A 26,379-nucleotide genomic window follows, 5' to 3' on the forward strand; every position below is an offset into this window, starting at 1 on the left:
CCTTGGAGTGCGCCCTACTCGAAGTGTGTCCTGGCGGGCCCCTGTCCGAGCGACTGCAGGACGGAGGCCGCCACGTCCCGCAGCTTGATGTTCCTCGCACTGGATGCCGCCTTGAGGATCGACATGGCAGCATCCTGGGAGCACCTGTTCTGCCCCATGATGACGCCGACGGCGAGGTCGATGGTCGTCCTGCTCTCCATGGCCGCTCGCATGTCGGCGCTGGACTCGGTCAGGCTCGCGATACGCACCGCGAGCCTGAGGGACGCGGACACCTCCGCGGCGAACCTCTCGGCGGCCTCGATCGCCCTCTCCGTGAACGCGTCGGTGAGCGGCGAGTAGAAATTGAGCGCGGCCGTTGCATCACCCTCCAGCCGGATGGGCACCCCAAGGGCGGACTTGATGCCGTGGTCGCTGATCGCCCGGCTGTACTCGGGGAAGCGCTCCTCGGTGTCGAAGTCGGAGACGTAGTGGACGACGCCGAGGCGGGCGGCCCGCAGGCACGGTCCGTCGTTGTACTCGTACTGGACCTCGTCCATCTTCTGCGCGTCCGGACTGTTGCTCGCGACCGTCGTCTTGGTGCGGGCACGGAGAAGGGTCACGCCGCACAGGACCTCGTCGTCCTCGGCGGACAGCGTGTGGCCTGCGACCTTGACCAGCTTGGTCAGGAACTCCTCCACGTCGTCGCTGTCGAGGACCATGTCCTGCAGCAGGCCCGGGAACACCGGACTCTTCTCTTTCTCGTGATCGGCCAACGGCAAACCTTTGCATCAACCCCGCCCCGGTCGACGCGCGATGCTGGGCAAGAGGAAGGTGGTGGGCCGCCTGCTGCTAAACGGCCAGAGAAATCATACCCAATGGCGGGGATGCTGGAGCACGGCCTCTCCTCCGGCCACCGGCCCGACTGTCAACCTGAGGCGATCTTGAGGGAGCTCACCCCGCACCTTGAGGAGTACGCCGCACACTGGACATACGCAGCAAATGGCCCGGACGTGTCCGCGGACTGACGTTGAATACATCGATGTGCTTGCACGGACATGGGGCGTCGGTCAGGGGTCAAGCAGCCGGCCCCCGACCGGACGCTTGACCCCCGTCCAGCATCCCGAGCCGCGCGTGCTGCCCCCGGTAGACGGCCGTCCGCAGCTCGATGGCGTAGGCCTGGAGGGCCGGCATCCCGAGCTCGGCGGCGACGGCGATCTCCGCCTCGACGTCGTAGGCGACCCGCACGAACTGGATGCCGAACGGATCGTCGCGACCGCCGTCGGACTCGCCCTCGAGGATCACGTACGACGCCTGCGGCTGGTCGAGTGGATTCCCCACGCTGCCGACGTTCACCAGCGTGCGGCTCCGGTTGGTCGACACGAACGCGTCATGGATGTCGCCGTAGCAGACCACGTCCGGCAGGGGTCCACTCCCGGTCAGTCCGGTCGCCGCGAACATGCCCTCGAAGTCCTCGTCGCTGTGCCGTGCGTGGACCCGGTGGTAGACGCTCCGTGCAGAGGCGTGGAACATCCGGATGCGGCGGCCGCTCAAGGTGATGTCGTGGACGAGCGGAAGGGCCTGCAGCCACCGGCGGTCCTCCGCCGTCAGCTCGTGGTGCCACCACCACCCTGCCTCGTCCCGCCACTCGGGCGTCCCGCTCGGCAGGAAGTCGTCCCAGTTCCCACGCACCGTCACGGCGCAGTGCAGCCGGCTCAGGCGCACGCACTCGGAACCGCGCGGCCCCTTCCCTGCCACATCACCCAGGTTGTAGACGGTGGTGATGCCGCGCCGCCGGAGGTTCTCCAGAACGGCCGTGAAGGCGGTGACGTTCCCGTGCAGGTCCGAGATCACCGCGACGCGTTGCATGCCGTCAGACTATCCCTGGCGCCGCCCTCCCCGGGAAGACACCAGCCGGAGCCCACGGGAACGGCGCCGATGCAACCGCGGATGCCGCCCGGGTTCCGCTTGCCGCCCCGTCGCCGCCTTTCCTAGCGTTGAAGTGACGCGGACTGCGCGGGATCGATCGGAAGGACGGGTGCCACGATGAAGCATTGGATGAGGGATCACGGGCTCCTGCTCGCGAACCTCGCACTGTTCCTGTCCTCGTTCGTCGGGATGGTGCTCAGTGGGGTGCTCCACTACAACGAGGAACAACTCACGCACGGCGAACCGACCGTGACACCGGCCGGGTTCCTCGCGACGGGTGATTTCCTCGAGGCGACCTTCGAGAACTGGGAGTCGGAGTTCCTCCAGATGGGCATGTACGTGGTGCTCACGGCCTACCTCTTCCAGCGGGGTTCCTCGGAATCGAAGCTGCCGGACAAGCACGAACCGCAGGACGACGACCCGCAGGATGCGGCAGGCGACAAGGACGCCCCGTGGCCCGTCCGGCGCGGAGGACTGGCCCTCACGCTCTATGAACACTCGCTGTCCATCCTGTTCTTCGCACTCTTCGCGGCATCCTTCCTCCTGCACGCGGTCGGCGGCAGCGAGGCGTACAACGACGAGCAGGCAAGCCACGGGCAGCCCGGGGTGTCGGTGCTCGGCTATCTGGCAACCTCGAGGTTCTGGTTCGAGTCGTTCCAGAACTGGCAGAGCGAATTCATGGTCATCGCCGTGATGGTGGGCGCCTCGGTCTACCTGCGCGAGCGGGGCAGCGTGGAGTCCAAGCCCGTGGCGATGGCACACAGCGACACCGACACCTGATCCCCGTTATCCTCGTGGTGCCAGGCCGCCTCCGCCGAAGGGCCGTTCCATGCAGCACTCCGCCCCGACCCCCGTCGGAACCCGCCCCACCGAGGCGGAACTGACGGTGCGGCTGCGCTCGGCAGGATGCGTGTTCGCGGAGGACGAGGCCCGCCTGCTCGCCGGGAGCGGTGCAACGGACGAGGTCCTGGCAGCCATGCTGGACAAGCGCCTGGCCGGCTTCCCGCTCGAGCACATCCTGGGCTGGGTGGACTTCCGGGGGCTGAGGCTGGAGGTGGGCCCGGGCGTGTTCGTGCCGCGCCAGCGGTCCGCGTTCCTCGTGGCGTGCGCCGTCGAGCTGACGGCGGCCGGCGCTACGGTCCTCGACCTCTGCTGCGGGTGCGGGGCGCTCGGGGCCGCGCTCGCCGACGCCGTCGGGGACGTGCGCCTGCACGCAGCCGACATCTCGTGTGCCGCCGTCGACCTGGCTCGCCGCAATCTCGCCCGCTGGGACGCGGCGCTCTACGTGGGCAACCTGTTCGATCCGCTTCCCCTGACCCTGAAGGGCTCCGTCGACACCCTGCTCTGCAATTCCCCCTACGTGCCGTCCGCGCGGGTGCAGACCCTGCCGGCCGAGGCGAGGGTGCACGAACCCCTGGCCAGCCTCGACGGCGGACGCGACGGCATGGCGGTCCAGCGGAGGGTCGTCCGGGAGGCCCGGCAGTGGCTGGCACCGGGTGGGCACCTGCTGTTCGAGGTCGGGGAGGACCAGGAGCAGCACTGCGTGCGCCTGCTCGCGGACGGGGGTTACCAGGCGTGGTCCTGCACCCTCGAGGAGACCGGCGCCACCGTCGTCGTCGGACGCCGGCCGCTGGACCCGCACCGCACCCCTGGCGCCGACGGGCGTGTCCACCCTGGGGACGACGTGCACCGGCGCACCACTGGTTAGTTTCGGAGGACCCGTCCCGCCACCCGTGCGGGACCCGGACCGACGAGGACAGGGGCGGCATGGATCTGGCATACGGCGTGGAGCGCTTCACGGTCACACAGAAGGTGACCTTTCTGGTGAACCGCTACGAGATACGGACGGCCGGTGCGGACGGCCGTCCCGGCGACCTGCTGGCCTTCGCCCAGCAGAAGCGCGCCGCCTTCAGGGAGCAGGTCACCTTCTACCAGGACGAGTCGCGGCGGCTTCCCCTGTTCTCCTTCCGGGCCCGGCAGCGGCTGGACATCGGCGCGACCTATGACGTCCTGGACGCGGACGGGCGGCCCATCGGCAGCTTCCGCAAGGACTTCGGCGCATCCCTGCTGCGCTCCACCTGGCACCTCGAGGCCTCCGGCATCCAGGCGACGGGCAGCGAGCGCAGCGTCGGGGTGGCCCTCGGCCGGCGGCTCTGGGAGATGCTGCCGGTCCTCGACTCCCTGCCGTCACCGTTCAGGTTCCACTTCGACTTCCTGGATCCGGCAGGCACGCTCCTGCTGAGCTCGGAGCGCGGCCAGTCCCTCCGCGACAGGTACCTGGTCACCGTTCCCGGCGCACGGCTTGACGGGCGGGTTGCTGCGGCGATGGCTGTTGCGCTCGACGCCCTGCAGGACCGGTAGGCCGGTTGGTGCCCTCGGCGGCGGCGACCGCCCGCCCGCGTGCCGTCGCCGAGCAGGTCCGGAAGGTGTGGACGCCCGCTGGGCCGGAGCCGCTGTAGGGAGCGCGGCAGCAGGAGTCGGAACCGAACATCGCCAGGTCGTCGATCAGTTCGTTGACGGCCTGGGAGACGCAGTCGCGATCGTCGGCCGGCAGGACCATCAGACCGTGGAGGTAGGCATCGACCTCGAACCGGCCGATCGAACCTCCCATGTTCAGGAAGTGGTCCCAGACGATCGCCAGGGACAGGTCCGCGTGCCTCATCGCGGTGGCGGTACACAAGCCTTGCATAGGGGGGTTCCTTCGGGCGGCCCGGACGGGGGCGGGAAGCCGCTCGGTGTCCACCACCCGACGGGCAGCGCGGCAGGGTTCCTCCGGCAGCCGGCTTCCTGACCGCCCATGGAAGCTCCGGCGCCTGCCGGGCATCCTTGCTCTGTCCATTCTGGCACCCGGGCGGCGCTTCGTGCAGGACTTTTTCTGCACTGGACCACCCCGCGCCCCGATGCTGGGCGGTCCGGTCAGCGAGGCGGCCGCAGTGCGGACAGCACGACGACGACATCCGCCCCGTACTCGGCGTCCATCCGCGTCTGGACGGAGCCGTCGTCGTACACCACCGTCACCGTGAGGTAACCGTCGTGCAGGTCACCACCCAGTACGGGCAACCCACCGGTCCCGAGGATCTCCTGCTGGATCCGCTCGAGCTCGTCCGGGCTCGCAGGGCCCTGCCGACCCTCGGCGAGACGCGGGTCCTCGACGGGCAGGGCGTCATAGAGGGACAGGGGGATCGGCTCTCCGGTCCGCGTGAACACCGCGCCGTTCCAGGTGCCCGTCACCGCATACGCGCCCCAGGTCACGCCCGACGCCGACTCGGACTGCGGCGCCAGGGACCAGTCCCAGTTCTCGATCGGGGGTCCGCTGCACTGGGGCGGGTAGGACTCCATCACGCCGCCGAGGCAGAACTGCGGTGGTGCGTCCGCGACCTGGAGGACCGTGCCCTGGCCGATGACCGCCCCGGGCGCGGCGGGTGCAGCCGTCAGCGGTGCGTCCGCTGGTCCGGTCGCGCCGGGATCGGCAGCCGATGGCTGCCCCGGCGGAGCACCCGGTGTCGCACACGCCGAGAGGAACACCGCTGCGAGGGCCACGACGCCCAGCCTTGTCGACCACGTCATGCCTCATCTTCGGCCGCTGCCTTCCGGAAGGCCATGGAACCGCCGGAATTCGCGCCGAACCGTGACCGGAGCGCGAGGCCACGACGGCTTCGACGCCCCGCTGCGGCCCGACCGGTTACGGGTCCTGCGCCCCGCCCTACGGCCCTGTGATCTCGATGCTCCGCAGGCGCACGATCTCCCGCACGACATCGTCGGGCACCGGCTGCGCCGCGGAGAACCGGATGGTCCCCTTCGACAGTGAGAACCCACCGAGCGACGGCGCTACGGCCTCGACCACCGCGGGAGAGAAAGGATGGAGCGAAAGGTGGTTCGCGGCAGCGCCGACGCCGACCAGCGGTTTCCCCTGGAGCAGGAGGGCCGGGAGGCCGTAGCTCCGACCCGCCTCGGCCTCGGGACGGGCGGACCGGGCGATGTCGATGATGCGCTGCAGGCAGGTCCGGTCCGGTTCCTGCAGTTCTGCCAGTGCCGCGCCGATCGGGTCCATGCGGCGATCCTAGACCCGTGCTCCGGAGGAGGCATCCCGTGGCTACACCAGGGACTCGAGTTCCTGCATCAGGTTCCGCTGCGCGCGCTCCGCCCAGTGGCCCTGCGCTGCAGCCGTGCGGTACAGCGGGTCGAGGGCCAGCAGCCGCAGCAGCACGGCCCGCCTCCCCGTTGTGAATGCATCATCGGGAATATGCGCGTACTCCTGCCGGACGGCGTCGGTGTAGCGGGCGTAGGCCTCGGGAGGGCTCGCGAGCACCGAGAGATCCGCATCGCAGAGCAGGTGGCCGGAACGGTCGTCGGGGGCCGGATCGTGTGCCACGGTGACCAGGACCAGGCGCCCGACCTCCTGCGCCGCCGACGTGCCCAGCGGTTCCCGGAGGCGTTCGACGGCGAGGTGTGCGGACGCCTGTTCGTCCGTCCCCGCCGATCCCTCGTACACGGCGTCGTGGAACCAGGCGGCGAGCAGCACGGACCGGCGCAGGAGCGCGTCGGCCGGTTCCATCAGGACGTCCAGCGCCTCGAGGACGGCGATCAGATGGGTGGGGGTGTGGTACTTCCGGTGCGGCTCACTCCATCGGTCGAGCAGTTCCCGACCCAGGGCTGGTTGCGCCGGCAGGAGCGACTCCCAGCGGGACGCCAGGGCGGCTCGGAGCCGGGGCGCCCGTTGCCGGGCGGGGATCCGCAGCCCGCTCGCGATGAGCGCACGCACCAGTTCCGTCCCGCTGACCTCCCGCGCTCCCCGGAGGACGAGGTCCCGATGGCGCCGCGCGGGAACGTCGTAGTGGTCCTCGTCGAAGGCCCGGCGCGGGATGCCCGCCGCCTCCGCGAACGCATGCAGTTCATCGAGCGACGACGTCGAGACCAGGTGGGAGAAGACGGTCCCGTGGGCGGGCCAGGACGGCGGATCGATGAGGACGGCCATGACCAGAAGTCTAGGTGGATCGCCGCAGCGTCAGGGCGCCTCACCCGCCGGCCTGGTCGCCCTGCCGTCGAGCCACAGCTCCGCCGACTCGTCCCGGTGGGCACCGTCGGCGCCCACATGCTTTCCACTGATCGTCGCGCCGTTCCTGATGACGTGCACCAGGGCCATGGCGTGGCCCCGCCCGAGGTCGTAGTCCTCCTTCAGCCAGGCGACGATCTCCCCGGCCTTCGTCCCCGGCGTGGCGAGGCCGCGCGCGGTCGCCCGCTCGAGCAGCTGGCGCGGTGTCAGCCCCGTCTTCACTTCGATCGCATCCAGGTATGCCTGAAATGACATGTCTTTCCCTCCTATTCGCCGCGGAGCCCGTACGAGGCCAGGACATTGCCTTTGCTGGTGGTGGTCGTCTCCTGCAGTTCCAGGCGGGTCACCGGGTCGGATGCTTCGAAGAGGTGGCGGCCCGTGCCCGCCACCACGGGATGGATCATGAGCATGAGCGAGTCGAGCAACCCGGCGAACAGGAGCTGGCGGACGAGGGAGATGCTGGCGCACACGGCGATGTCCCCGCCGTCCGTCTGCTTGAGCGAGCGGACGAACTCCTCGAGGGGTGCGTCCATGAGGGACGCGTTGGTCCAGCCCAGGTCACCACTGAGGGTCCGGGATGCGACGAACTTCCGGACCGGGTTGATGAAGCCACCGAAGGGATCGGCGGCTTCCGCTGCGGGCCAGAACTGCGCCCACTCCTCGTAGCCGTGGCGGCCGAGCAGCACGGTGTCCACCCTGGCGATCATCTCGCCCATGCCGGCGCCGAGTTCCGCGTCGAAGCTGTCGAACTGCCACAGATGGGGTGATTCGACCACTCCGTCCACGGAGGAGAAGAGTCCTGCTGTGAGTCTGCGCATGAGGTGCTTCCGTTCGTCGGTGATGGCAACGTGTCCCAGTAGACGCCACGGAGGCCGGAGAATCATCGATACCGGCCGAATTTTCTGCGCAGCCCTCCTCCCGCGCAGGGACAGCCATCGCTAGGCTCAGTGCATGCAACCCGCCACCGCCCGAGGGACGACGCCAGGAATGCAGCGGGAAGGGGTGCCGTTCGAGGAACTCCTGGAAGAGTCCCGGCGCGACCTCACCGGATACTGCTACCGGATGCTGGGGGCGGCGTCGGAGGCCGAGGACGCCGTGCAGGAGACCATGATCAAGGCCTGGTCCAGCAGGGACTCCTTCGCCGGGCGGTCCGCCCTGCGCACCTGGCTCTTCCGGATCGCGCACAACGTCTGTGTCGACATGCTCCGGAGCCCCCAGCGCCGGGCCCGGCCCATGGACCTCGGGCCCTCCACGCGGACCGCGGACGCGGTGCTCGGCGCACCCCTCACGGAGAGCGCCTTCGTGCAGCCGATCCGGAACGAGAGGGTGATCGACACCTCGGGTGATCCCGCCGTCGTCGCCGAGGCCCGTGACACGATCCGGCTGGCCTTCGTGGCTGCGCTGCAGCACCTGCCGCCACTGCAGCGCAGCGCCCTGATCCTGTGCGAGGTCCTGCGCTGGTCCGCCGCCGAGGTCGCCACCCTGCTGGAGGTGACCACCGCTTCGATCAACAGCGCGCTTCAGCGTGCCCGCAAGACCATGGCGGGCTTCGAGCCGACCACCTCCATGCCCCTCGAGGATCCGGCGCACAAGGACCTGCTCGCCAGGTATCTGCGGGCGTTCGAGGCCTACGACATGGAGGTGCTCGTCTCGCTCCTGCGCGACGACGTCGTCCTCTCCATGCCGCCCTTCGATCTGTGGCTCAGCGGCCCGGCGGATGTCCGCGCCTGGTTCGTGGGTGAGGGCAGCGTCTGCGAGGGCGGGCGCCTCCTCCCGCTGGACGTCAACGGCGCAGGCGGGTTCGCCAACTACCACCTCGTGGAGCCCGGGCTCTGGAAGCCCTGGGCCATCCAGGTCATCGAGACCGATGGCAAACTGATCGTCGGCCACCACAATTTCCTGTATCCCGAGATGTTCGAGACGTTCGGGCTGCCCCCGGTGATCGACGAGCGCGGGACGCCCGGGCGCGGGGAATAGCAGAGCCCGCCGGTCGCAGCGTCCGTCAAGCCCTCGGCGACAATGGACCTGCCGTCCACCATCCGTGCAATTCATTCCTCTCGGCGAGTTTGCAGGATAGGGTCGGGAATATGGGGCTGACGAATTCATCCGGACAACACAGGAGAATGTGATGGCGCAGCGGGTACAGGTCCAATTGGTCGACGACCTCAGTGGGGAAGAAGCGCAGGAAACGGTGCGCTTCGCCCTCGACGGCACGAATTATGAAATAGATCTCACCGAGCAGAACGCGAATGCGCTACGTTCCGCCCTCTCCGGCTACGTGGACAAGGGCCGGAAAGCCGGTTCGGGGAAGCAGTCGGCCGGGAGCCCGAAGGCTTCCTCCTCCCGATCCAAGCGCGAGGACACGCAGCAGATCCGTCAGTGGGCCCAGGAGAACGGATTCAACCCGAGTTCCCGCGGCCGCATCACACAATCGATCATCGACGCCTATAACGAAAGTCGCTGACGCGTCCTTTCCCGATCCGGGTGGCGGGAAGTCCATGTGACGACACGATAACCGGAGAACAGAATGGCCGTCCTCCGCCGCGGTGTGCACCCGGACGAAGCGGCCGGCAAGGAATAGGGAGTCGCGGATCCAGCCCGAGGGAGAGCCCCGGAAATCAGCGGAGCTATTTCCTGCCGGTCGACGGCGGGTGCGGTGTCACGTATGCCCTCTTCCCCGCCGGCGACCGGAGGCGCGCCGCTCCGCAGCGACGACCGATCCGATGGCGTACCCGTCAATCGTCGCTCCCCGCCCCGCGGGCCCACGCCTCGGCCCTGGCCGGACTGCGGAAGTAGCAGGTCTCCGACAATGCCTGCTCGAGGAAGGCCACGATGACCTGGTCCACCGGTCCCGTGCCGACGAATCCGACACGGGAGGAGAGGTCCCCTTCGAGCAGGAGGGCGCGTGCGCCCGCGGTCATCCCCACCATGCCCTGCACGTGGACCACGAGGGGCAGGCGGTAGCCGTCCGAGAGTTCACGGATGCCGTCGTAGGACGAGAGGATGTCCGCGAGTGTGAGCAGGGAACCGGGAGCCCACCACAGGACGAGCAGCCCGGGACGCGCTTCGATACAGCACTTGCCGACGCACCAGCGGCGTCCGTCCGGGGGGTGCTCGGTACCGCGGCACGGCCGTGCCGGCGCGGCATTCGCAAGGACGATCTGACTCAACGGTTCCTCCAGGATGAACGGGTGTTCCGCCCCCAGTGACCGAATATGCCCACTCTGACACGGTCTCGCCGGGCGGCTGCCCATGCGGACAGAAGCGGGTAGCCGGCCCTGTACAAAACGAGTGGTGGATGGCACCCTTCCAAGTGATCCGCATCACGATCTCCGGTCCGCGACCGGTTCCATGCCAACGGGGGCAGCCATGACAGCAGCAGGGACGACCGTCCTCGCCATCGGCACCAAGAAGGGGCTGTGGCTCGCGCGGAGCTCCGATCGGGAGAACTGGACGCTGTCGGAGCCGAAGTTCCTCATGGAGGAGATCCCGAGCGTCGGGATCGATACGCGTGGCGGCCGGACCCGTCTCTTCGCCGGCCGGATGTCCTGGCACTTCGGCCCCTGCATCGCCCATTCGGACGATCTCGGAGAGACCTGGACGGAGCCGAAGGAAGGCAGTATCCGCTTCGGCGCGGACGACGGCGCAGCCCTCGAACGGATCTGGCAGATCCAACCCGACGCGGAGAACCGGCCGGGCGTGGTGTGGGCCGGATGTCAGCCCATCTCAGTCTGGAAGTCGACCGACCACGGCGAGACGTTCGAGCTCAATAGGGGCCTGTGGGACCACCCGCACCGCACCGAATGGGGTGCCGGCTTCGGCGGGGCGGCCGCCCACACCGTCCTGCCGAGTCCCGCCGACGACACTCTGCACGTGGCCATGAGCACCGGAGGCGTTTACCGCTCCGACGACGGCGGGATCTCCTGGCAGCCCCGCAACAGCGGCATCAGCGCCTACTTCATGCCCGACCCGAACCCGGAGTTCGGCCAGTGCGTGCACAAGGTGGCCCGCGACGCCGTCGATCCCGACCGCCTGTTCGCGCAGAACCACCACGGCGTCTACACGAGCACTGATCGCGGGGACTCCTGGCAGTCGATCGCCGAGGGCCTGCCGGCGGATTTCGGCTTCGTGATGCTCGCCCACCCGCACCGGAGCGGAACGGCCTGGGTCATCCCCCTCAAGGCCGACGGCGAGCGCATCCCGCCGGACGGGCGTCTTCTGGTGCACAGGACCGACGACGGCGGTGCGACCTGGGAGGCGAGCTCCGCCGGCCTGCCCGAGGCGGACTTCAACGCCGTCCTCCGCGACGCGGCCTGCGTCGACACCGCGGATGTCCCGGGTGTCTACTTCGGGACCCGCGGAGGAGCCGTCTACGCGAGCGCGGACGAGGGCCGCACCTTCCGCGAGGTCGCGAGTCACCTCCCGGATGTGCTCTCCGTCCGCGCAGCGGTCGTTCCCTCCTGACAGGGACCCACCATGGCTGCCGTGACCGTCCTCATCCCCACGCTCCTCCGCCCCTACGTCGACGGGCGGAGCGAGGTCCGGCTGGACGTGCCGGACGCCGGAGACGTGGCGGCACTGCTCGACGGGCTGGGCGCCGGACGTCCGCTGCTCGACCAGCGGATCCGTGAGGAGACCGGAGCGCTGCGACGCTACGTGAACATCTACGTCGACGGCGAGGACGTACGGCGCCTGGACGGGCTCGGCACCGCCGTACCCTCGGGCGCGACGGTCCTGATCATCCAGTCGGTTGCCGGCGGCTAGGGACGGGGCGAGTCGTAACACAGAGTTAACGGTGCCCGCCGGATGCTGAAACGTGCCGCTGACTACCATGGCTGAGCGCCGCGTGCCATCCCGGCTCCGCACCCACCCCTCATGCGACCCCGGGCTCCGTCCCTCGGGCACGCGCAGGCGCCATCACGGAAATGGACCTCCCATGGATTCTGGAAACGTCGCTTGGATTCTTGCCAGCGCCGCGCTCGTCTGTCTGATGATCCCGGCCCTGGCCCTGTTCTACGGAGGAATGGTCGGCTCACGCCGCATCCTCAACATGATGATGATGTGCTTCGGCGGGGCGAGCCTCGTCGCCGTGCTGTGGGTGCTCTTCGGCTACTCGATGGCCTTCGGCGACTCGGTGGGCGGCCTCGGACTGATCGGCGATGTCGCCGAGTACGCCGGCCTCGGCCAGCTGCTCGCCGATGATCCCACCGCCTCGATACCGCCCATCCTGTTCGCCGCATTCCAGCTGTTCTTCGCCTGTGTCACCACGGCGCTGGTCGCCGGTGCCGCTGCGGGCCGCATGAAGTTCGGGGCGTGGATGATCTTCGCCGGCGTCTGGGCCACCCTGGTGTACTTCCCGATCTCCCACTGGGTCTTCGCCTTCAGTTCCGAGGACGGTTCCGTGGTGGGTGGCTGGATCGCCAACAACCTCGGTGCGATCGACTTCGCCGGCGGCCTGGCGGTCCACATGAACGCGGGCATCGCAGCCCTTGCCCTCTCGCTCGTCCTTGGCCGCAGCCACGGCTGGCCCACCGTGGACCATGCCAAGCCGCACAGCCGGCCGCTCGTCCTCGTGGGAGCCGGGCTCCTGTGGGTCGGTTGGTTCGGCTTCAATGCAGGGTCCGCCCTGTCCGCGGGCCAGTCCGCGTCGGTCGTCTTCCTGAACACGGCCGTCGCCGCGTCGGCCGGGCTGCTCGCCTGGGCGCTCGTGGAGAGGTTCAGGCACGGTGCCGCCACCAGCATGGGTGCGGCGTCCGGCCTGATCTCCGCGCTCGTCGCCATCACCCCGGCCTGCGGTGCCGTGAGCCCGCTGGGCGCCCTCGCCATCGGTGCGATCGCCGGAGCCGTCTGCTCCCTCGCGATCGAACTGAAGTTCCGGCTCGGTTTCGACGACTCCCTCGACGTCGTCGGCGTCCACCTGATCGGCGGCATCCTGGGCACCCTGCTCATCGGGTTCTTCGCCACCGAGGACGCCCCCAACGGTGTCTCCGGACTCTTCTACGGCGGCGGGTTCGACCTCCTGGGGATCCAGGTGCTCGCCACTGTGGCTGTCCTGGTCTATTCCTTCGTGGTCACCTGGGTCATCGCCCAGGTCATCCAGCGCACGGTGGGCCTCCGCATCGAGCAGGAGGACGAGCTGCGTGGCATCGACATCTCTGCCCATTCCGAGTTCGCCTACCTGACGGACGAGGATCCCGTGGACCTCGGGGCACCGCCGCGCACGTAACCGCTCTGCGTCCTCATCGCCCGGGCGGTGATCGCGCCGTTCGCGCCAGTGGCAGGCAATCCGTCGGGACCCTGCCACTGGCGCTTCGCCATGGGGACGACTCCCTCGGATCCGGGGTGCGCCTTCCCCGCGGGTTGGCCTTACCCGCCGGCCGGGGACACGCGCGCACGGCGGCGGTTCCAGGCCGACCCCGGCGTGGTCAGAGCTGCAGGGCGTTCAGCTGCGCCAGGGACGCGTCCGGTCCGACGGCGGCGATGCCGTGCGCGCGCGCCCACGAGATCAGCTCCCGAATGATGGCCTGGGAGACGCCCGACCAGCGGGCGTAGGGCAGCACGTAGACGGAGTCGACATCTGCGCGCAGCGCATCCAGGAGTCGCAGCCCTCCGCAGCCGACCGGCTGTCCGGTGGCCAGCTCGTAGGCGATGAGGAAGACGGCGATCCGGTCGCCGTCGTCGTCGGTCGCTTCGGGCGTGCCCGGCGCGTGGCCTTTGTTCGTCTCGGCCCGCAGCGCTTCCCGCAGCCCCATGGCTACCGGGTTGGTCCAGGGAACCTGTCGAACCCTCAGCGTCTGCATGGCAGCCTCCTGTGCACTCGGTGTGCTTCCCAACGCTATGGGCCTCCGGTTTCGCCTGTATTTCCGGCCGCGAAACACTCTGTGGCGACGACCCGCCGGTGCGGGGAAGGATCCGGACCGTCCCGGAGGCGACGAGCGCGCCACGTCTGCTCTCGTGGAGGAAGCGACCTACGAGGCCCGGTATGCCCCTACGATCCGACGGGTCCGACAGCCCCTGGATCCGGGCCTGGGAACCGGAAGCGCACCACGGATCCCGGCGGCAGCTGCGCGGCGCGGTCCAGGTCTTCGGAGATCACGACGGCGATCACCGGGTAGCCTCCCGTGACCGGGTGGTCGGCGAGGAACAGGACCGGCAGGCCCGACGGCGGCACCTGCAGGGCACCCGGCACCGTTCCTTCGCTCGGGAGTTCCCCCTGCCGCGTCCGCTGCAACGCAGGGCCGTCGAGCCGCAGGCCGATGCGGTTGGACTGCGACGTCACCGTCCAGTCCGTGCCGCACAGACGGTCGAGGCCGCCGTCGTCGTCGAACCAGTCGGCCCGGGGGCCGGGGATCACGCGCAGGGTGGCCGGCGAGCGGGATTCCCGCGGGACCTCCGGGTCGCCGACCGTCGAGCCGGGTGCCGGTGGTCCTACGGGGAGCGACATGCCCGCCGCGAGGGCGGGCGGCCCCAGCCCGGACATCGAGTCCGTGGAACGGCTGCCCAGCACCTCGTCCGCGGCGAAGCCGCCGCGGACGGCCGTGTACGTACGCAATCCGGACGCCGGCACCGACTGCCGCAGCACCTCACCGTCCCGCAGGAGGAAAGGAGCGCCGAGCGACGGCGTACGCTCCCGCCCGTCGGGCATCGAGATGGTGAGGTCCACGTCCGCGCCGCTGACGGCCAGCACCTGGTCCCCCGCGGCCTCGAGTGCGAGCCCGCCGTTGAGGCTCTCGATGGCGGCGTACCCGCTCGCATTGCCCACCAGCCTGTTCACCTGCCGCAGCGCGGCACGGTCCAGCGCTCCTGCTCCAGCGACGCCCAGCGCCATGAGCCCGGGCCGGCCGAAGTCCTGCAGCGTGCTCTGGAGACCGGGCGCGACGACGGACAGCCCCTCGCCTCGGTCGGGTGTCCCGGAGGAAGGACCGACCGGGGTGCCGGCCGTCCGGACGGGGAGCTCGACCAGCTCCCGGACCGCGGTGAACCGCACGCGGTTGCCGGGCCGGATCAACGCGGGCTCGGCACGGGTGGGGTCCCACAGGACCGCATCGGTCCGCCCGACGAGCTGCCAGCCGCCGGGTGACTCGCGCGGGTAGACGGCTGAGAACGTCCCCGCCAGTGCTACCGAACCGGCAGGGACGGCGGTGCGCGGCGAGACCCGGCGCGGCACCTCCAGCCGTGGATCGCCGCCGGTGAGGTAGGCGAAGCCCGGTGCGAAACCTCCGAAGGCCGCGACCCAGGGTGTGCCCGTGTGCGCTGCGACGACGGCCTCCTCGCTGAGTCCCGTGCGCTGGGCCACCTCGGCGAGATCCGCGCCGTCATAGCTCACCCCGATGGTGACCAGCGTGTCCTCGCGCTCGACGGGCAGCGACGGGTCGACCGAGCGGAGCCGGGCCGCGAGCACCGCCACCTGCCGTGCCTCCTGCACCGTGACGAGGACCGTGCAGGCGGCCGCGACCACGTCCACCTGGCCCTCGACCGGGTCCGCCTGCAACTGCGCCTGGACACTGAGCACCTCCGTTAGGCCGGGCAGTTCGATGAGCAGCCCGTGGTCGCCGACGGGCCGGAGCATCATGCCGGCCGGCCCTCCCGGGCCGGCCACCTCAGGCGAATGCACCGACGGTGATCCCAGCGGACGTGAGTGCCCGCCGTACCGCTGCGGCCATGGCGACGGCACCGGGGGTGTCACCGTGGACGCAGATGCTCTCGGCGGCGATGCGGATGCGGGATCCGTCGACCGCCACCACTTCGCCGTCGGCCGCCATGCGGAGGACGTGCTCGACGACGTCGGACTCGTGGTGGAGCACGGCTCCGGGCTCGCGCCGCGACACGAGCGCGCCGTCGGGTGTGTAGGCACGATCGGCGAAGGCTTCGACCACGGTGCGGAGTCCGGCCGCCCGCGCCTCCGCCTCGATGACCGTGTTCGGCAGCACCAGCAGCGGCAGCGTCCCGTCGACCTCGCGCACCGCCTGCACCACCGCCCGCGCCTGTCGCTCGTGCACGGCGATGGTGTTGTACAGGGCGCCATGGGGCTTCACGTATCTCACTGCGGTACCGGCCGCCCGGGCCAGGCCCTGGAGCGCACCGATCTGGTACACGACGTCGTCGGTCAGCTCTACCGGGTTGACGTCGATGAACCTCCGCCCGAAGCCGGCCAGGTCGCGGTAGCCGGGGTGCGCGCCGACCGTGGCGCCGGCGGTGGCGGCCGCCGCACACGTGGTCCGGATACCGGTGGGATCACCGGCATGGAATCCACAGGCGACGTTCACGCTCGAGACCGACTCGATGATGCGTGCGTCGTCGCCGAACGTCCAGTTGCCGAAGGATTCACCGACGTCGCTGTTCAGGTCGATCATGTGCCCCCACCTCTCGTGTTCCAGTCCGGCATGCCGGACTGGTCATGCGGTCGACGATCCTGTCCCATGGTGCGGTTCAGGGCTCGGAACGGAAACCCGTCAGTTTGTGCGACCCGTCGCAGTACGGCTTCAGCACGGACGCTCCGCACCGGCAGAGCGCGACCGTACGCCGGGTGCGGGGCAGGGCGTCGCCGTCCGCGCCGACCAGTTCGAAATCCCCCCGGATGAGCAGTGGGCCGTTGGGGCAGGCGACGACGGAGACCGGAGCCGCCTTGCCGGAGCCGAGCGCACGCTCGGGCAGCGGTCCGGAGGCTGCAGGAGTGGTGCCGGCGCTCACGACGCCATCGATTCCGAGGCGCGCAGCGAGGATCGGCCGGCTTCCCACGCCGCCATGATGTGGACCGTCATGAGGGTGTCGATCGCGAGCCCGGCTGCGGCACCGAACAGCACGTCCTGCAGCAGGCGCGGATCCGATTCCACGAGTCCGCCCGCCATGTCCCTCCCGGCGATCTGCTCGTGGACGGCGTCGGCCTCGACGTGTTCGTCGAAGTATTCGAGGGTGTCCTCGCCGTAGCCATGGCGCTTGAAGCCCCGCGAGTACAGGCGGTTGGGCTGGGACGACGTCATCTCGTAGGCGGCGAGGTGCCCGACGATCGCTCCTCGGAGCCGACGGTTGAGGCCGAAGAGCGACATCAGGTTGTTGGTGGCCAGCGTGATCGCCGGAGCCGCATCGAGGTAGGCGCCGTAGGTGTCATCCATCCCGAGTTCGCGCATGGTGCGGGCGAACAGTGCCGAGTGCATGCGGGCCGGCAGACCGTTCCCGTACTCGTCCGCCTGGATCTCCACCAGGGCTGCTTTCGCCCGGCCGGCCAACCGCGGGATCGCGAATGTGTGCGGGTCGGCTTCCTTGAGCTGGTAGACGGACTTGTGCACGAGGAACTCCCGCAACTGGTCGTTCGTCGCGGACCTGGCCACGAAGCGGGACATACTGGGGCCGGAGTCCTCCCCGGTCATGCGGAAGAGTTCCGCGCAGACGGCTTCGCTGGTCGCTGCGGGCAGCTCGGGCAGGACGACCTCGTCGCGCACCCTGCGCTCGAAGGCAGCCTCGATCCGGTGCCGTACCCGCAGCAGGTCCGGATTCCACTCCCAGTCGTCCCCCGCGCCGTCGATACCGCTGTAGTGCAGCTCGTACATGCAGAAGAGGGCGAGTTGGAGGTCGTCGTCGTACAGGATGTCGGCCGTCTCGTGGACCGCTGCACCGACGAGCGCATCGAGCCGCTCCAGGGAGTCCTGCCCGGACGCGGCGGTGCCGGCGATGATGGCCAGGACGAGGGCACTGATCTCTCCGCGCGGGGAGGGCTGCTGCATCGAGGACCTCTTCTGTTCGTCGTACCTGCACCGTCCATCCGGAGCAGTGATGCTAAGCGTACTTCGCTTCTGCCCGCGTGGGGGTGCAGAGGCCGGAGGTCCCTGCACCGGACGACGCCGGCCCGGCGGGCACGGATGCCCGCCGGGCCGACGTGATCCCTGCTCCCGGGACCCTGGCGCCCTGGCGCGGGAGCTGCGGCCTCAGGCGCGTCGCGTCGTACGGTTCCCGCGGTTCAGGGCGAGGGCGAGGCCGATCATCCCGACCGCCAGCAGGAAGTGCAGCCAGTTGTCCGCCGTGTTGACCGGCACGAAGTTGGCGGCCGACTCCTGACCGATCACGAGTCCGTAGATCCACAGGATGGCGTAGAGGATCCCGCCGCCGAGGAGGTACGAGCGTGCTCCCGACACCGTCCTCGACATGGCGAGTCCGGCGACGCCGAAGAGCAGGTGGACGATGTTGTGCAGGATCGACACCTGGAAGATGCCGAGCAGCATCGCCTCGGACTGGTGGCCGGCGAACATCATCGTGCTGTAGTTCGAGGTGATCCCCGGGATGAACCCCAGGATCCCGACGAGCAGGAAGACGACGCCCACGGCCTGGGCAGTGCGCTGCAGGGTGGTACGTCCGCTCTCCACCGTGCGGTTGTTCGTATTCGTCATGACGATCTCCTTTCCTTCGGGTACTGCGATGCGTTACTCGCGGTTGAGCTTGTCCTGCACGGTGCCGGCCATCTTCTCGACGGTGTTCGGGATCTCCGTGGTGCCGTAGAAGCGTGAGTCCGGATGGGTTGCGGGCGGCATGGGGGCACCGGTGGTGGGGCCTTCGTGGTAGGTGAATTCCCCCTTGCCGTCGGGCGTCGGCCCGGCCGCCCAGCTGCCCTCGGAGGCGGTCTTGCCGTCCGAGAAGTTGAGGTACTGGTAGGAGACCTCCCTGGCTTCCTTCTTGAGCGGGAAGTTGCTCGGCACCGGGAGTTCCTCCAGCTTCGATTCCTGGAGTTCGCGGGCTGCCGCGATCCACTGGTTCTGGTGCATGGTGTCGCGGGCCAGGAGGAAGGAGAGCATGTCCCGGATCCCGTGGTCGTCCGTCATGTGGTACAGCCGGGCCACCTGCAGTCGGCCCTGCATCTCCGCGTTCGCGTTCGCCGTGAAATCCGCCAGCAGATTGCCGCTGGCCGTGACATAGCTGCCCTGCCACGGGTTGCCCATGCTGTCCACCGGCCGGGCGCCGGCGCCGGCGACGATCGCATGCTGCATGTCCGTCCCGCCGAGCACGGCAGCGATGGCCGGATCGGACTGGACCGCGTCCTCGGTGATCCCGAGGGGGGCCTTCTCGAGGAGCTGCGCGATCATCGTCGCGAGCATCTCCACGTGTCCCATCTCCTCCGCGCCGATGCCGAACAGCAGGTCACGGTACTTGCCGGGAATGTGCGCGTTCCATGCCTGGAAGCTGTACTGCAGGGCGACGGTAATCTCACCGTACTGGCCGCCCAGGACCTCCTGCAGCTTCCGCGCGTAGACGGCATCCGGCTTGTCCGGGCTGGCCTTGTACTGGAGCTCTTGCTTGTGGAAAAACACTGGTGCTTACCCTCCCCACATCGGGCCCCGCCCGGGTTGGGTCCGCTCCTTCTGGAAGCGGCCGCAGGCAGGGCCTCTTGATCCGACGCTAACCGTGCGCCTAGGATTTCCGGAAGATACTAAGCGTACTTATTTAGAGGTTGCGCGATCTGGAGAAAGGACTTGCGCCGTCGAATGTAAGCATGCTTAGCTTCAGTGATAAGTCCAGCACGACATGCCGGACCGTCGCATCGAGAACACGATGGAACGTCCGCTTTAACGGCAATATCAACGTTAGGAAGAACCATGACTACGCAGAATTGGCCGCAGGACCCCCTGGTTCCCTCCACGACCGGCAACGAGTCGTCCACCTCGAACCTGGAGACCACCGAGCTCGGCACCACGGAATTCACCGGTGGCAACTCGGGATCCGGTGATTCGAAGAGTTCCGTCGCCAAGGACCAGGCCAAGCAGGTGGGCCAGGACGGCAAGGAAGCAGCCAAGAACGTAGCCGGCACCGCAGCCTCCGAGGCGAAGAGCGTTGCTGCCGAGGCCGGATCGCAGGCCAAGAACCTGCTCGGAACCGTGACCTCCGAGGTGAAGAACCAGGCCGGTTCGCAGCAGCAGAAGATCACCGAGGGCATCCGCGGCATCTCCGACGAGCTGAAGTCCATGGCTGAGAAGTCGGACAACCACATGGTGGCCAACATCGTCCAGCAGGCATCGCAGCGCACGGATTCGGCGGCGAGCTGGCTCGAGGGTCGCGACGCCTCCGACATCCTCGAGGACGTCAAGGCCTTCGCACGGCGCAAGCCGGGCACCTTCCTCGCCATCGCGGCAGGATCCGGCCTGGTCGTGGGCCGTCTCACAAAGGGCCTCACGGGCAACCGCGAGTCGGGCAGCACCTCCGGCACGGGCCGGAGCTCCAGCTCGACCGGCACCTCCACCACGGGCTCCTACCCCGGCTACACCGAGGTCGATTCCGACCTGCACAGCGGAACTCCCGCCACCGGTGGATTCGGTGAGACCACGCGGGGCCAGCATGTCGCCGGCTCCAACCCCGCCTTCGTCGACCCGACGGACGACTACCCCACCATTCCCCCGGGCACCCCTCCCGTGGGCACCCTGCCGAATGACGGGAGCCTGCGCTGATGAGTGAGGCATACACAGGTGGCGCCCACCAGGCCGCCGCTCCACCACCATCCGAGGCCGAGCAGCGCTCCGCCAACGCCTCGGTGGGCGAACTGCTCGGGGAGGTGACGAAGGACCTCTCCAAGCTCATGCGGCAGGAGGTGGCCCTGGCGAAGGCCGAGGCGACCGAATCGGCGAAGAACGCCGGGAAGGGCGCCGGCATGTTCGCCGGTGCGGCGATCGGCGGCCACTTCGTCCTCCTGTTCCTCTCCCTCGCACTCATGTGGGGACTCGATGCGCTGATGCCGATCGGCTGGGCCGCCGTCATCGTCGCAGTGATCTGGGGCATCATCGCAGCGGTCCTCGCCCTGCAGGGCAAGAAGGAAATGAAGCAGATCAAGGGTCTCCCTCAGACAGCGGAGACCGTCAAAGAGATCCCTCCGACACTGAAACCAGGTGAGCACACCCGATGAGCCAGACGCCAGATGAGATCCGTGCAGATATCGAACGCACCCGCCAGGAACTGGGCACCGACGTCGACGCGGTGGCCGACAAGGTGAACCCTGCGAACATCGCGCACCGGCAGACCGAGAAGGTCAAGAACAGCTTCAGCAACGTGAAGGAGACCGTCATGGGTAAGGCCGAAGACGTCAAGGATTCCGTCATGGGCACCGCCGGGGATGTGAAGGACTCCGTCACCGGCAAGGCCTCCGGCGTCAAGGACAGTTTCGCGAACACCGCCGGCAGTGGACGGGGTGCCGCCCAGTCCGCCACCGGGACCGCGAAGGACAAGGCCCTCCACGCCGGACACGCCGTGCAGGACGCCCCTCGCCAGCTGTCCGACAAGGCCGCGGGGAACCCCCTCGCAGCCGGCCTGATCGCCTTCGGTGCCGGGCTCCTCGTGGCATCGCTCATCCCCTCCAGCGAGAAGGAGCAGGAGGCCGCCTCGCAGCTGAAGGAGCAGGCCGCTCCCCTCAAGGAGAAGGTGACCGAGGCGGCCAAGCAGGTCGTCGAGGAGGTCCGGGAGCCCGCACAGGAGGCCGTGCAGTCCGTCAAGGACTCGGCCGCCGATTCGGTGCAGACGGTGAAGGACGAAGGCCAGCACGCCGCCAGCGACGTCAAGGGCAGCGCTCAGGACGCGAAGTCGAACGTCCAGCAGAGCTGATACGCGACGCAGGATGAGGAAAGGCCACTGGATCCCGTCCGGTGGCCTTTCCTCGTGGCGGACTCCCCCGCGTCCGGGTGGCCGTCCGCACCGCGCTACCGATCACCCAGTGCCCGGCGGACCTACCCGAGGAGCGCTCCCGCCTCCACCAGGCCGACGATGGGCTGCCGGTACTCCACCGAGAGGATCTCGAGCATTGCTGCGGCATAGTCGGCATTGGTACTGCCGATGGCGTCGAGTGCATAGCTGACCCGGAAATCGTGCGCGAACGCATCGGCCCCCGTGTGTGCCACGCAGTTGTGTGTCGATACCCCCGCGAGGACGAGGCGCTCCACCGCATGGCCACGGAGGCGCGCCGCGAGGTCCGTGCCGAAGAAGGCACTGTCACGGGTCTTGGTGACGGTCTCGAGGCCCGAGACCCTCAGGCCGTCGACGACGGCGGCCTGGTGCGTGCCGTGGAAGATGAAGCCCTGATCGTCGTCGAGCATCGAGGTGGTCCACGTGGACCGATCCGCGAGGTGTTCGGTGCGCGCCACGAGCACTGGGCTCCCGCCCCGCTGCGCAGCGTCGATCAGACCGTTGCAGGCTGCCACGAGTGGGCCCTGGGCCTTCGCGAGGACCTCGTCCTCGAAGAAGGCGTTCTGCATGTCGATGATGAGGAGTGCGGTCCGACCACCGGGCGTCCTATCTCCGGCCCCGGGCACATCCGATCCGGCCGCGGGATCAGTGGGCGGCATCGGGTTCCCGGTGCGCTTCCGGCACTGCTTCCCCGAGATGGCGGAGGACCCGGTCCTCGCGAGGCCGCGGGTCCTGCGCCGGCGATTCCAGGACGACGAATCCTGCTTCCTGTCGGCCGGCGATCCCGCGTAGCGCCAGGGCATCGGTCAGGACGTCGGGACCGGCGGACGGCGCCTCCGCCAGGCGATGCACCTCGACTTCCGCCATGTTGGCGGCGTACGCGATCTGCGCGGCGGTGAATCCGTCGGCGAGCGCCTGGCGGATTGCTTCTCCGCAGGCCATGGCGAGCCGATCACGCTCGAATTCTGCATCTTCCAGATCGGCGGCTGCGATCAGGACGTCGTTGATGTGAGGGGGTCGTACAGCTGACATGGCGCCCTTCCCGGGGGCTCGGCGAACGACCGGCTGCACACCGTGCCGGATCCCGTGCACGCCAGGAAGCGCCAGCCCGCAGCACCGCCGACAGGCGGGCGCGGTCCAGATACACGCGGGATCCCCGCATGGGAGGCCATGCATCGGATCGTATCGGATGTTGTTCGGCCGGTGGCTGGACCTTCCGGCCATTCTACGGACAGTGTGCGCCCGCTGGAAAACCGCCCGGGGGCCGTCGTCGGGCCGGCCCGGCACCCTCCGCCGACGGCCGCCGCGGCGTCGGCATCCGAATCCCGACGCTAAGCATGCTTCCAATTAAGTACTAAGTGTGCTTACTCTAGAGGCCGGTGGTTCCCGAGGGCTTCGGCCCCGGCGGAACCTACAGCCGATAGTTCCATACCCTCACAGTGAGATATCTCAGAAGGAGAAGGAAATGATCACCCAGTCAAACATCGATACCCTGCTCGGCAACGGCGGCAACGTCCTCGGCTCGGACGGAGAGAAGATCGGCTCGATCGGCCAGGTCTACCTCGACGATCAGACCGGAGAGCCCAGTTGGGTCACGGCGAAGACGGGCCTGTTCGGCACCTCCGAGTCCTTCGTGCCCCTTCAGGGAGCCGACGTCGAAGGCCACGACGTGCGCGTCCCCTACAGCAAGCACCAGGTGAAGGATGCCCCGCGCATCGAGTCCGACGGCAACCTGAGCCCCGAGGAAGAGGACCGCCTCTACCGCCACTACGAGATCGGCGGCGGCACCGGTGGCTACACCGATACGACGAACACCACCGACACCACCAGCGGTGTCGGGCAGCGCGATCGCGATGTCGACATCGACACCACGTCCGGACGCCACTCCGGCGTGACCGATACGGGCACGGACACCTACGCGGGCACCGATCGCGGCACCGGCCGGGACACCGTGGGACATGACACCTCCGGACCCACCACGGACGACGCGATGACCCTCTCCGAGGAGCAGCTGCACGTCGGCACGGAGACCCGTGAAGCCGGCCGCGCCCGTCTGCGCAAGTACGTGGTCACCGAGAACGTCACCCAGACCGTTCCCGTCAGCCACGAAGAAGTCCGCCTGGAGCGCGAGCCCATCACGGACGCCAATCGCGACGACGCCTACAGTGGCCCGGCGATCAGCGAGGAGGAGCACGAAGTGACGCTCCACGCCGAGCGCCCCGTCGTCGAGAAGGAAGCGGTCCCCGTGGAGCGCGTCCGCCTCGACAAGGAGACCGTCACCACCAACGAGACGGTCAGCAGTGACGTCCGCAAGGAAGAGATCGAGGTCGACGGCGCAGACGACACGCGCCGAGGCGACACCCGTCGGGGCGACAACCTCTAAGCGAGCCTCGTGATCCACGAAGGGCCCGGGGCGTGTCTCCGGGCCCTTCGTCGTCCCCGGCACGCCCCTCGCCCCGAACAACCAGGAGCGAAGGGAATCCCCTGGACCACCCGATGATAAGCCTGCTGTCTATTTGGGGTGAAGTTGTCTACAGTAAGTAGTAGGAACAAGCGCATCCACCGCGTACAACCGAGGGGAAGGACACGCAATCGTGCCGGAGTTGAACGATTGGTCGACCAGCCGCCTGCTAACGACCGCGGCCCGCATCGTCGAGCACTCGTGGAACGAGAAGCTCCTGAGCATCGGCATCACGCACGCCGGGCTGACCACGCTCGGAGTCCTCGAGCGGGAAGGCACGCTCACGGGCGTGCGTCTGGCCCAGCTCGTCCACGTGCAGGCGCAGACGGTCGGGCGCACCCTCGACCGCCTGGAGAAGCGCGGCCTCGTGACGAGGCTCCGCAACACCGCTGACCGCCGCAGTCAGCGCATCACCATCACATCAGCAGGCATGAAGGCGCTCGAGCGTGCCAAGAACATCGAGCACGAGCTGATGGCCGAGGACGGACTCGCGTCGGAAGACCTGCGCGACCGCCTGAAGACCGTCATCAACGAACTCGGGCCCAAGAAGGACTAGTAGCCCCCGCCGTCCGCCGCCATGTTGTTGAAGCGCGAGTAGTGGCCCTGGAACCCGACCACAAGGGTCTTGGTGGGGCCATTACGATGCTTGGCGACGATGACATCGGCCTCGCCGGCACGCGCTGACTCCTTGTCGTACACATCGTCCCTGTGCAGCAGGATCACCATGTCGGCATCCTGCTCGATCGAACCGGACTCGCGGAGGTCGGATACCTGGGGACGCTTGTCCGTGCGCTGCTCGGAGCCTCGGTTCAGCTGTGACAGTGCCACCACCGGAACATTCAGCTCCTTGGCCAGCAGCTTGAGGGCACGCGAGAACTCCGACACCTCCTGCTGACGGGACTCGACACGCTTGCCCGACGACATCAGCTGCAGGTAGTCCAGCACCACGAGCTTGAGATCGTGCCGCTGCTTCAGGCGGCGGCATTTCGCACGGATCTCCATCAGCGACATGTTCGGGCTGTCGTCGATGAACAACGGGGCATCGTTCATCCGGCCCATCGTGGTCGCGATCTTGCCCCACTGCTCGTCCTTGATCGTTCCCTTGCGGAGGTCCTGGAGCCCGATTGTGGCCTCGGCGGAGAGGAGGCGCATCGCGATCTCGTTGCGCCCCATCTCGAGCGAGAAGAACACCGTGGTCATGTTGTGCTTGATGGCGGCCGAGCGGGCCCAGTCCAGTGCGAAGGTGGACTTACCCATGGCGGGGCGCGCGGCGACGACGATCATCTGGCCGCCATGGAGACCCTGGGTCAGCTCGTCGAGTTCGTAGAACCCGGTGGGGACGCCGGTCATGCCCTCTCCGCGATGACCCGCGGACTCGATCTCGTCCACCGTCCCCTCGATGATGTCCTTCAGCGCGACGTAGTCCTCCGCGGTGCGCCGCTCGGCGACCGCGTAGACCTCGGCCTGCGCGGCATTCACGAGGTCGTCCACCTCGCCGTCGTTGGAGTACCCGAGCTGGACGATCTTCGTGCCGGCATCGACGAGACGCCGCAGGACGGCGCGCTCCCGGACGATCTCCGCGTAGAACCCGGCATTGGCCGCCGTCGGGACGGACTGGATCAGCGTGTGGAGATAGGCCGGGCCACCAATGCGCGAGATCTCCCCGCGCTTCGTGAGCTCGTCGGACACCGTCACGGCGTCCGCGGGCTCCCCGCGCCCGTAGAGATCGATGATCGCCTCGTAGATGCTCTCGTGGGCGGGACGGTAGAAGTCCAGCCCCCGGAGCACCTCGACGCAGTCGGCGATGGCGTCCTTGGAGAGCATCATCCCGCCCAGGACGGACTGCTCGGCGACGAGATCCTGGGGAGGGGTACGCGAGAAGTCCGGCGTACGAGTGTCCGATGAAGTATCTGCATGTGCCAGGGACACTGAAGGGCCTTTCTCCTGCTGTCAAAGCGGTGGTCGCCGCAGCGGTCACCGGATGCCCGGGGTGGGTCTGACAGGTCAGGCCTATCACCCGTCACCCTCACTATTGGGAATCACCCGCTACGGTAGCCCTCTCTGCGGAGGGAGCAAAGCGCTATCCCAACAGGGGCTGTGGGTAAGTGGACTTAAGCTGTGGATTACGCGGCGCATCTTGTGCACAGGATGGGGAGAACCCTGTGGACAACAATAACTCTCGTCAGCAATAGGGCCTCTGACCTGCGGAAATGTTATCCCCGGCCTGTGGATCGGAGGGAATATCAGGAGGTGCTCCGTCCACAGGGTCGCTGTTGACAAGGTGCCCGAAAGCACTTCCGGATGTCCCTCC

At 68.5% G+C, this 26,379-nt stretch carries 32 protein-coding genes; 13 read left to right on the plus strand and 19 right to left on the minus strand.

Features of this window, described 5'->3' with window-relative positions; genetic code table 11:
- Positions 1–14 precede the first annotated feature (14 nt).
- Both ACX80L_RS04595 and ACX80L_RS04600 read right to left on the minus strand, forming a co-directional pair.
- Positions 15–752 (minus strand): GAF and ANTAR domain-containing protein, encoded by a 738-nt coding sequence (locus ACX80L_RS04595; RefSeq protein WP_459269170.1) that lies wholly within the window; start codon positions 750–752, stop codon positions 15–17.
- A gap of 301 nt (positions 753–1,053) precedes the next feature.
- Positions 1,054–1,845, minus strand: a complete 792-nt coding sequence (locus ACX80L_RS04600) for a metallophosphoesterase family protein (RefSeq protein WP_459287968.1) — start codon at positions 1,843–1,845, stop codon at positions 1,054–1,056.
- A 177-nt stretch (positions 1,846–2,022) separates the two neighbouring features.
- Here ACX80L_RS04600 and ACX80L_RS04605 point away from each other — a divergent pair, with 177 nt between their 5' ends.
- From ACX80L_RS04605 to ACX80L_RS04615, 3 genes are read left to right on the plus strand one after another with little or no spacing between them, the layout of a single operon-like run.
- A complete protein-coding gene (locus tag ACX80L_RS04605; RefSeq protein WP_459287970.1) occupies positions 2,023–2,685 on the plus strand; it encodes a DUF6766 family protein in 663 nt (220 codons plus the stop codon).
- Between the two features lie 49 nt (positions 2,686–2,734).
- Positions 2,735–3,613 (plus strand): putative protein N(5)-glutamine methyltransferase, encoded by an 879-nt coding sequence (locus ACX80L_RS04610; protein ID WP_459287972.1) that lies wholly within the window; start codon positions 2,735–2,737, stop codon positions 3,611–3,613.
- Positions 3,614–3,672: 59 nt separating this feature from the next.
- Positions 3,673–4,266 (plus strand): LURP-one-related/scramblase family protein, encoded by a 594-nt coding sequence (locus tag ACX80L_RS04615; protein WP_459269167.1) that lies wholly within the window; start codon positions 3,673–3,675, stop codon positions 4,264–4,266.
- Here the strand turns inward: ACX80L_RS04615 and ACX80L_RS04620 are convergent.
- From ACX80L_RS04620 to ACX80L_RS04645, 6 genes are all read right to left on the minus strand, one after another.
- The gene (locus tag ACX80L_RS04620; RefSeq protein WP_459287974.1) at positions 4,187–4,567 is read right to left on the minus strand and encodes a hypothetical protein; all 381 of its coding nucleotides are present in this window, start codon (positions 4,565–4,567) and stop codon (positions 4,187–4,189) included. The two genes, ACX80L_RS04615 and ACX80L_RS04620, sit on opposite strands and share 80 nt — an antisense overlap.
- Positions 4,568–4,821: 254 nt before the next feature.
- The gene (locus ACX80L_RS04625) at positions 4,822–5,472 is read right to left on the minus strand and encodes a hypothetical protein (RefSeq protein ID WP_459287976.1); all 651 of its coding nucleotides are present in this window, start codon (positions 5,470–5,472) and stop codon (positions 4,822–4,824) included.
- A gap of 136 nt (positions 5,473–5,608) precedes the next feature.
- Positions 5,609–5,956: a DUF1801 domain-containing protein gene (locus ACX80L_RS04630; protein ID WP_133079937.1), complete on the minus strand. Its 348-nt coding sequence runs from the start codon at positions 5,954–5,956 to the stop codon at positions 5,609–5,611.
- A 42-nt stretch (positions 5,957–5,998) separates the two neighbouring features.
- Positions 5,999–6,880 carry a DUF4031 domain-containing protein gene (locus tag ACX80L_RS04635; protein WP_133079938.1) on the minus strand — a complete coding sequence of 294 codons (882 nt, stop codon included), beginning with the start codon at positions 6,878–6,880 and terminating at the stop codon, positions 5,999–6,001.
- A 30-nt stretch (positions 6,881–6,910) separates the two neighbouring features.
- Positions 6,911–7,213, minus strand: coding sequence for a DUF4287 domain-containing protein (locus ACX80L_RS04640; RefSeq protein ID WP_133079939.1), 303 nt, complete (start codon positions 7,211–7,213; stop codon positions 6,911–6,913).
- Positions 7,214–7,224: 11 nt separating this feature from the next.
- Positions 7,225–7,776, minus strand: coding sequence for a dihydrofolate reductase family protein (locus ACX80L_RS04645; RefSeq protein ID WP_459287979.1), 552 nt, complete (start codon positions 7,774–7,776; stop codon positions 7,225–7,227).
- Positions 7,777–7,909: 133 nt separating this feature from the next.
- Here ACX80L_RS04645 and ACX80L_RS04650 point away from each other — a divergent pair, with 133 nt between their 5' ends.
- Together ACX80L_RS04650 and ACX80L_RS04655 are read left to right on the plus strand one after the other, a co-directional pair.
- Positions 7,910–8,935: a sigma-70 family RNA polymerase sigma factor gene (locus ACX80L_RS04650; RefSeq protein WP_459287981.1), complete on the plus strand. Its 1,026-nt coding sequence runs from the start codon at positions 7,910–7,912 to the stop codon at positions 8,933–8,935.
- A gap of 151 nt (positions 8,936–9,086) precedes the next feature.
- On the plus strand, positions 9,087–9,422 hold the full coding sequence (locus ACX80L_RS04655; protein ID WP_133079941.1) for an Lsr2 dimerization domain-containing protein: 336 nt from the start codon (positions 9,087–9,089) through the stop codon (positions 9,420–9,422).
- Positions 9,423–9,693: 271 nt separating this feature from the next.
- On the opposite strand, the gene ACX80L_RS04660 is transcribed toward ACX80L_RS04655, so the two are convergent.
- Positions 9,694–10,128, minus strand: a complete 435-nt coding sequence (locus tag ACX80L_RS04660; protein ID WP_133079942.1) for a hypothetical protein — start codon at positions 10,126–10,128, stop codon at positions 9,694–9,696.
- Between the two features lie 199 nt (positions 10,129–10,327).
- Here ACX80L_RS04660 and ACX80L_RS04665 point away from each other — a divergent pair, with 199 nt between their 5' ends.
- From ACX80L_RS04665 to ACX80L_RS04675, 3 genes are all read left to right on the plus strand, one after another.
- A complete protein-coding gene (locus tag ACX80L_RS04665) occupies positions 10,328–11,422 on the plus strand; it encodes a WD40/YVTN/BNR-like repeat-containing protein (protein WP_459287983.1) in 1,095 nt (364 codons plus the stop codon).
- Positions 11,423–11,434: 12 nt separating this feature from the next.
- Positions 11,435–11,722, plus strand: coding sequence for a MoaD/ThiS family protein (locus ACX80L_RS04670; protein WP_459287985.1), 288 nt, complete (start codon positions 11,435–11,437; stop codon positions 11,720–11,722).
- A 172-nt stretch (positions 11,723–11,894) separates the two neighbouring features.
- Positions 11,895–13,184, plus strand: a complete 1,290-nt coding sequence (locus ACX80L_RS04675; RefSeq protein ID WP_459287987.1) for an ammonium transporter — start codon at positions 11,895–11,897, stop codon at positions 13,182–13,184.
- Positions 13,185–13,383: 199 nt separating this feature from the next.
- Here ACX80L_RS04675 and ACX80L_RS04680 read toward each other — a convergent pair whose 3' ends face one another.
- From ACX80L_RS04680 to ACX80L_RS04710, 7 genes are all read right to left on the minus strand, one after another.
- A complete protein-coding gene (locus ACX80L_RS04680) occupies positions 13,384–13,758 on the minus strand; it encodes a GNAT family N-acetyltransferase (RefSeq protein WP_459287989.1) in 375 nt (124 codons plus the stop codon).
- Positions 13,759–13,946: 188 nt separating this feature from the next.
- The gene (locus tag ACX80L_RS04685; RefSeq protein ID WP_459288095.1) at positions 13,947–15,530 is read right to left on the minus strand and encodes a 5-oxoprolinase subunit B/C family protein; all 1,584 of its coding nucleotides are present in this window, start codon (positions 15,528–15,530) and stop codon (positions 13,947–13,949) included.
- Between the two features lie 28 nt (positions 15,531–15,558).
- Positions 15,559–16,311: a LamB/YcsF family protein gene (locus ACX80L_RS04690; protein ID WP_459287991.1), complete on the minus strand. Its 753-nt coding sequence runs from the start codon at positions 16,309–16,311 to the stop codon at positions 15,559–15,561.
- Between the two features lie 76 nt (positions 16,312–16,387).
- Positions 16,388–16,648 carry a CDGSH iron-sulfur domain-containing protein gene (locus ACX80L_RS04695; RefSeq protein ID WP_459269156.1) on the minus strand — a complete coding sequence of 87 codons (261 nt, stop codon included), beginning with the start codon at positions 16,646–16,648 and terminating at the stop codon, positions 16,388–16,390.
- Entirely contained in the window at positions 16,645–17,679 is a 1,035-nt protein-coding gene (locus ACX80L_RS04700; RefSeq protein ID WP_459287993.1) for an iron-containing redox enzyme family protein, read from the minus strand. The genes ACX80L_RS04695 and ACX80L_RS04700 overlap by 4 nt, the downstream gene beginning before the upstream one ends.
- A gap of 201 nt (positions 17,680–17,880) precedes the next feature.
- The gene (locus ACX80L_RS04705) at positions 17,881–18,339 is read right to left on the minus strand and encodes a DUF4383 domain-containing protein (protein WP_459287995.1); all 459 of its coding nucleotides are present in this window, start codon (positions 18,337–18,339) and stop codon (positions 17,881–17,883) included.
- Positions 18,340–18,372: 33 nt separating this feature from the next.
- Complete coding sequence (locus ACX80L_RS04710) at positions 18,373–19,254, minus strand: manganese catalase (RefSeq protein WP_459287997.1); 882 nt, start codon at positions 19,252–19,254, stop codon at positions 18,373–18,375.
- Positions 19,255–19,539: 285 nt separating this feature from the next.
- Here ACX80L_RS04710 and ACX80L_RS04715 point away from each other — a divergent pair, with 285 nt between their 5' ends.
- The 3 genes from ACX80L_RS04715 to ACX80L_RS04725 are packed head-to-tail and all read left to right on the plus strand — an operon-like array spanning position 19,540 to position 21,529.
- Complete coding sequence (locus ACX80L_RS04715; RefSeq protein ID WP_459287999.1) at positions 19,540–20,385, plus strand: hypothetical protein; 846 nt, start codon at positions 19,540–19,542, stop codon at positions 20,383–20,385.
- Positions 20,385–20,837, plus strand: a complete 453-nt coding sequence (locus ACX80L_RS04720) for a phage holin family protein (RefSeq protein ID WP_133079952.1) — start codon at positions 20,385–20,387, stop codon at positions 20,835–20,837. Before ACX80L_RS04715 ends, ACX80L_RS04720 begins: the two co-directional genes overlap by 1 nt.
- Positions 20,834–21,529: a DUF3618 domain-containing protein gene (locus ACX80L_RS04725; RefSeq protein ID WP_133079953.1), complete on the plus strand. Its 696-nt coding sequence runs from the start codon at positions 20,834–20,836 to the stop codon at positions 21,527–21,529. Before ACX80L_RS04720 ends, ACX80L_RS04725 begins: the two co-directional genes overlap by 4 nt.
- Positions 21,530–21,651: 122 nt before the next feature.
- Here ACX80L_RS04725 and ACX80L_RS04730 read toward each other — a convergent pair whose 3' ends face one another.
- Positions 21,652–22,266 carry a cysteine hydrolase family protein gene (locus ACX80L_RS04730; RefSeq protein WP_459288002.1) on the minus strand — a complete coding sequence of 205 codons (615 nt, stop codon included), beginning with the start codon at positions 22,264–22,266 and terminating at the stop codon, positions 21,652–21,654.
- Complete coding sequence (locus ACX80L_RS04735; protein ID WP_459288004.1) at positions 22,253–22,639, minus strand: hypothetical protein; 387 nt, start codon at positions 22,637–22,639, stop codon at positions 22,253–22,255. The genes ACX80L_RS04730 and ACX80L_RS04735 overlap by 14 nt, the downstream gene beginning before the upstream one ends.
- Positions 22,640–23,072: 433 nt before the next feature.
- On the opposite strand from ACX80L_RS04735, the gene ACX80L_RS04740 reads away from it, so the two are divergent.
- Complete coding sequence (locus tag ACX80L_RS04740) at positions 23,073–23,990, plus strand: DUF2382 domain-containing protein (RefSeq protein ID WP_459288006.1); 918 nt, start codon at positions 23,073–23,075, stop codon at positions 23,988–23,990.
- Positions 23,991–24,210: 220 nt separating this feature from the next.
- Positions 24,211–24,624 carry a MarR family winged helix-turn-helix transcriptional regulator gene (locus ACX80L_RS04745; RefSeq protein ID WP_133079957.1) on the plus strand — a complete coding sequence of 138 codons (414 nt, stop codon included), beginning with the start codon at positions 24,211–24,213 and terminating at the stop codon, positions 24,622–24,624.
- On the opposite strand, the gene dnaB is transcribed toward ACX80L_RS04745, so the two are convergent.
- Entirely contained in the window at positions 24,621–25,997 is a 1,377-nt protein-coding gene (dnaB, locus tag ACX80L_RS04750; RefSeq protein WP_133079958.1) for a replicative DNA helicase, read from the minus strand. The genes ACX80L_RS04745 and dnaB overlap by 4 nt on opposite strands.
- Between the last annotated feature and the right edge of the window lie 382 nt (positions 25,998–26,379).

Source organism: Arthrobacter sp. MDT1-48-3 (genome assembly GCF_054511015.1).

What these genes read in the sequence shown, in the direction of transcription:
- ACX80L_RS04640 (WP_133079939.1), bottom strand. Translation starts at nt 7,213, where the DNA reads ATGTCATTTCAGGCATACCTGGATGCGATCGAAGTGAAGACGGGGCTG.
- ACX80L_RS04665 (WP_459287983.1), top strand. Translation starts at nt 10,328, where the DNA reads ATGACAGCAGCAGGGACGACCGTCCTCGCCATCGGCACCAAGAAGGGG.
- ACX80L_RS04715 (WP_459287999.1), top strand. Translation starts at nt 19,540, where the DNA reads ATGACTACGCAGAATTGGCCGCAGGACCCCCTGGTTCCCTCCACGACC.
- ACX80L_RS04650 (WP_459287981.1), top strand. Translation starts at nt 7,910, where the DNA reads ATGCAACCCGCCACCGCCCGAGGGACGACGCCAGGAATGCAGCGGGAA.
- ACX80L_RS04740 (WP_459288006.1), top strand. Translation starts at nt 23,073, where the DNA reads ATGATCACCCAGTCAAACATCGATACCCTGCTCGGCAACGGCGGCAAC.
- ACX80L_RS04705 (WP_459287995.1), bottom strand. Translation starts at nt 18,339, where the DNA reads ATGACGAATACGAACAACCGCACGGTGGAGAGCGGACGTACCACCCTG.
- ACX80L_RS04635 (WP_133079938.1), bottom strand. Translation starts at nt 6,880, where the DNA reads ATGGCCGTCCTCATCGATCCGCCGTCCTGGCCCGCCCACGGGACCGTC.
- ACX80L_RS04730 (WP_459288002.1), bottom strand. Translation starts at nt 22,266, where the DNA reads ATGCCGCCCACTGATCCCGCGGCCGGATCGGATGTGCCCGGGGCCGGA.
- ACX80L_RS04605 (WP_459287970.1), top strand. Translation starts at nt 2,023, where the DNA reads ATGAAGCATTGGATGAGGGATCACGGGCTCCTGCTCGCGAACCTCGCA.
- ACX80L_RS04670 (WP_459287985.1), top strand. Translation starts at nt 11,435, where the DNA reads ATGGCTGCCGTGACCGTCCTCATCCCCACGCTCCTCCGCCCCTACGTC.
- ACX80L_RS04700 (WP_459287993.1), bottom strand. Translation starts at nt 17,679, where the DNA reads ATGCAGCAGCCCTCCCCGCGCGGAGAGATCAGTGCCCTCGTCCTGGCC.
- ACX80L_RS04625 (WP_459287976.1), bottom strand. Translation starts at nt 5,472, where the DNA reads ATGACGTGGTCGACAAGGCTGGGCGTCGTGGCCCTCGCAGCGGTGTTC.
- ACX80L_RS04735 (WP_459288004.1), bottom strand. Translation starts at nt 22,639, where the DNA reads ATGTCAGCTGTACGACCCCCTCACATCAACGACGTCCTGATCGCAGCC.
- ACX80L_RS04600 (WP_459287968.1), bottom strand. Translation starts at nt 1,845, where the DNA reads ATGCAACGCGTCGCGGTGATCTCGGACCTGCACGGGAACGTCACCGCC.
- ACX80L_RS04655 (WP_133079941.1), top strand. Translation starts at nt 9,087, where the DNA reads ATGGCGCAGCGGGTACAGGTCCAATTGGTCGACGACCTCAGTGGGGAA.
- ACX80L_RS04680 (WP_459287989.1), bottom strand. Translation starts at nt 13,758, where the DNA reads ATGCAGACGCTGAGGGTTCGACAGGTTCCCTGGACCAACCCGGTAGCC.
- ACX80L_RS04725 (WP_133079953.1), top strand. Translation starts at nt 20,834, where the DNA reads ATGAGCCAGACGCCAGATGAGATCCGTGCAGATATCGAACGCACCCGC.
- ACX80L_RS04675 (WP_459287987.1), top strand. Translation starts at nt 11,895, where the DNA reads ATGGATTCTGGAAACGTCGCTTGGATTCTTGCCAGCGCCGCGCTCGTC.
- ACX80L_RS04685 (WP_459288095.1), bottom strand. Translation starts at nt 15,530, where the DNA reads ATGATGCTCCGGCCCGTCGGCGACCACGGGCTGCTCATCGAACTGCCC.
- ACX80L_RS04720 (WP_133079952.1), top strand. Translation starts at nt 20,385, where the DNA reads ATGAGTGAGGCATACACAGGTGGCGCCCACCAGGCCGCCGCTCCACCA.
- ACX80L_RS04690 (WP_459287991.1), bottom strand. Translation starts at nt 16,311, where the DNA reads ATGATCGACCTGAACAGCGACGTCGGTGAATCCTTCGGCAACTGGACG.
- ACX80L_RS04610 (WP_459287972.1), top strand. Translation starts at nt 2,735, where the DNA reads ATGCAGCACTCCGCCCCGACCCCCGTCGGAACCCGCCCCACCGAGGCG.
- ACX80L_RS04645 (WP_459287979.1), bottom strand. Translation starts at nt 7,776, where the DNA reads ATGCGCAGACTCACAGCAGGACTCTTCTCCTCCGTGGACGGAGTGGTC.
- ACX80L_RS04620 (WP_459287974.1), bottom strand. Translation starts at nt 4,567, where the DNA reads ATGAGGCACGCGGACCTGTCCCTGGCGATCGTCTGGGACCACTTCCTG.
- ACX80L_RS04615 (WP_459269167.1), top strand. Translation starts at nt 3,673, where the DNA reads ATGGATCTGGCATACGGCGTGGAGCGCTTCACGGTCACACAGAAGGTG.
- ACX80L_RS04630 (WP_133079937.1), bottom strand. Translation starts at nt 5,956, where the DNA reads ATGGACCCGATCGGCGCGGCACTGGCAGAACTGCAGGAACCGGACCGG.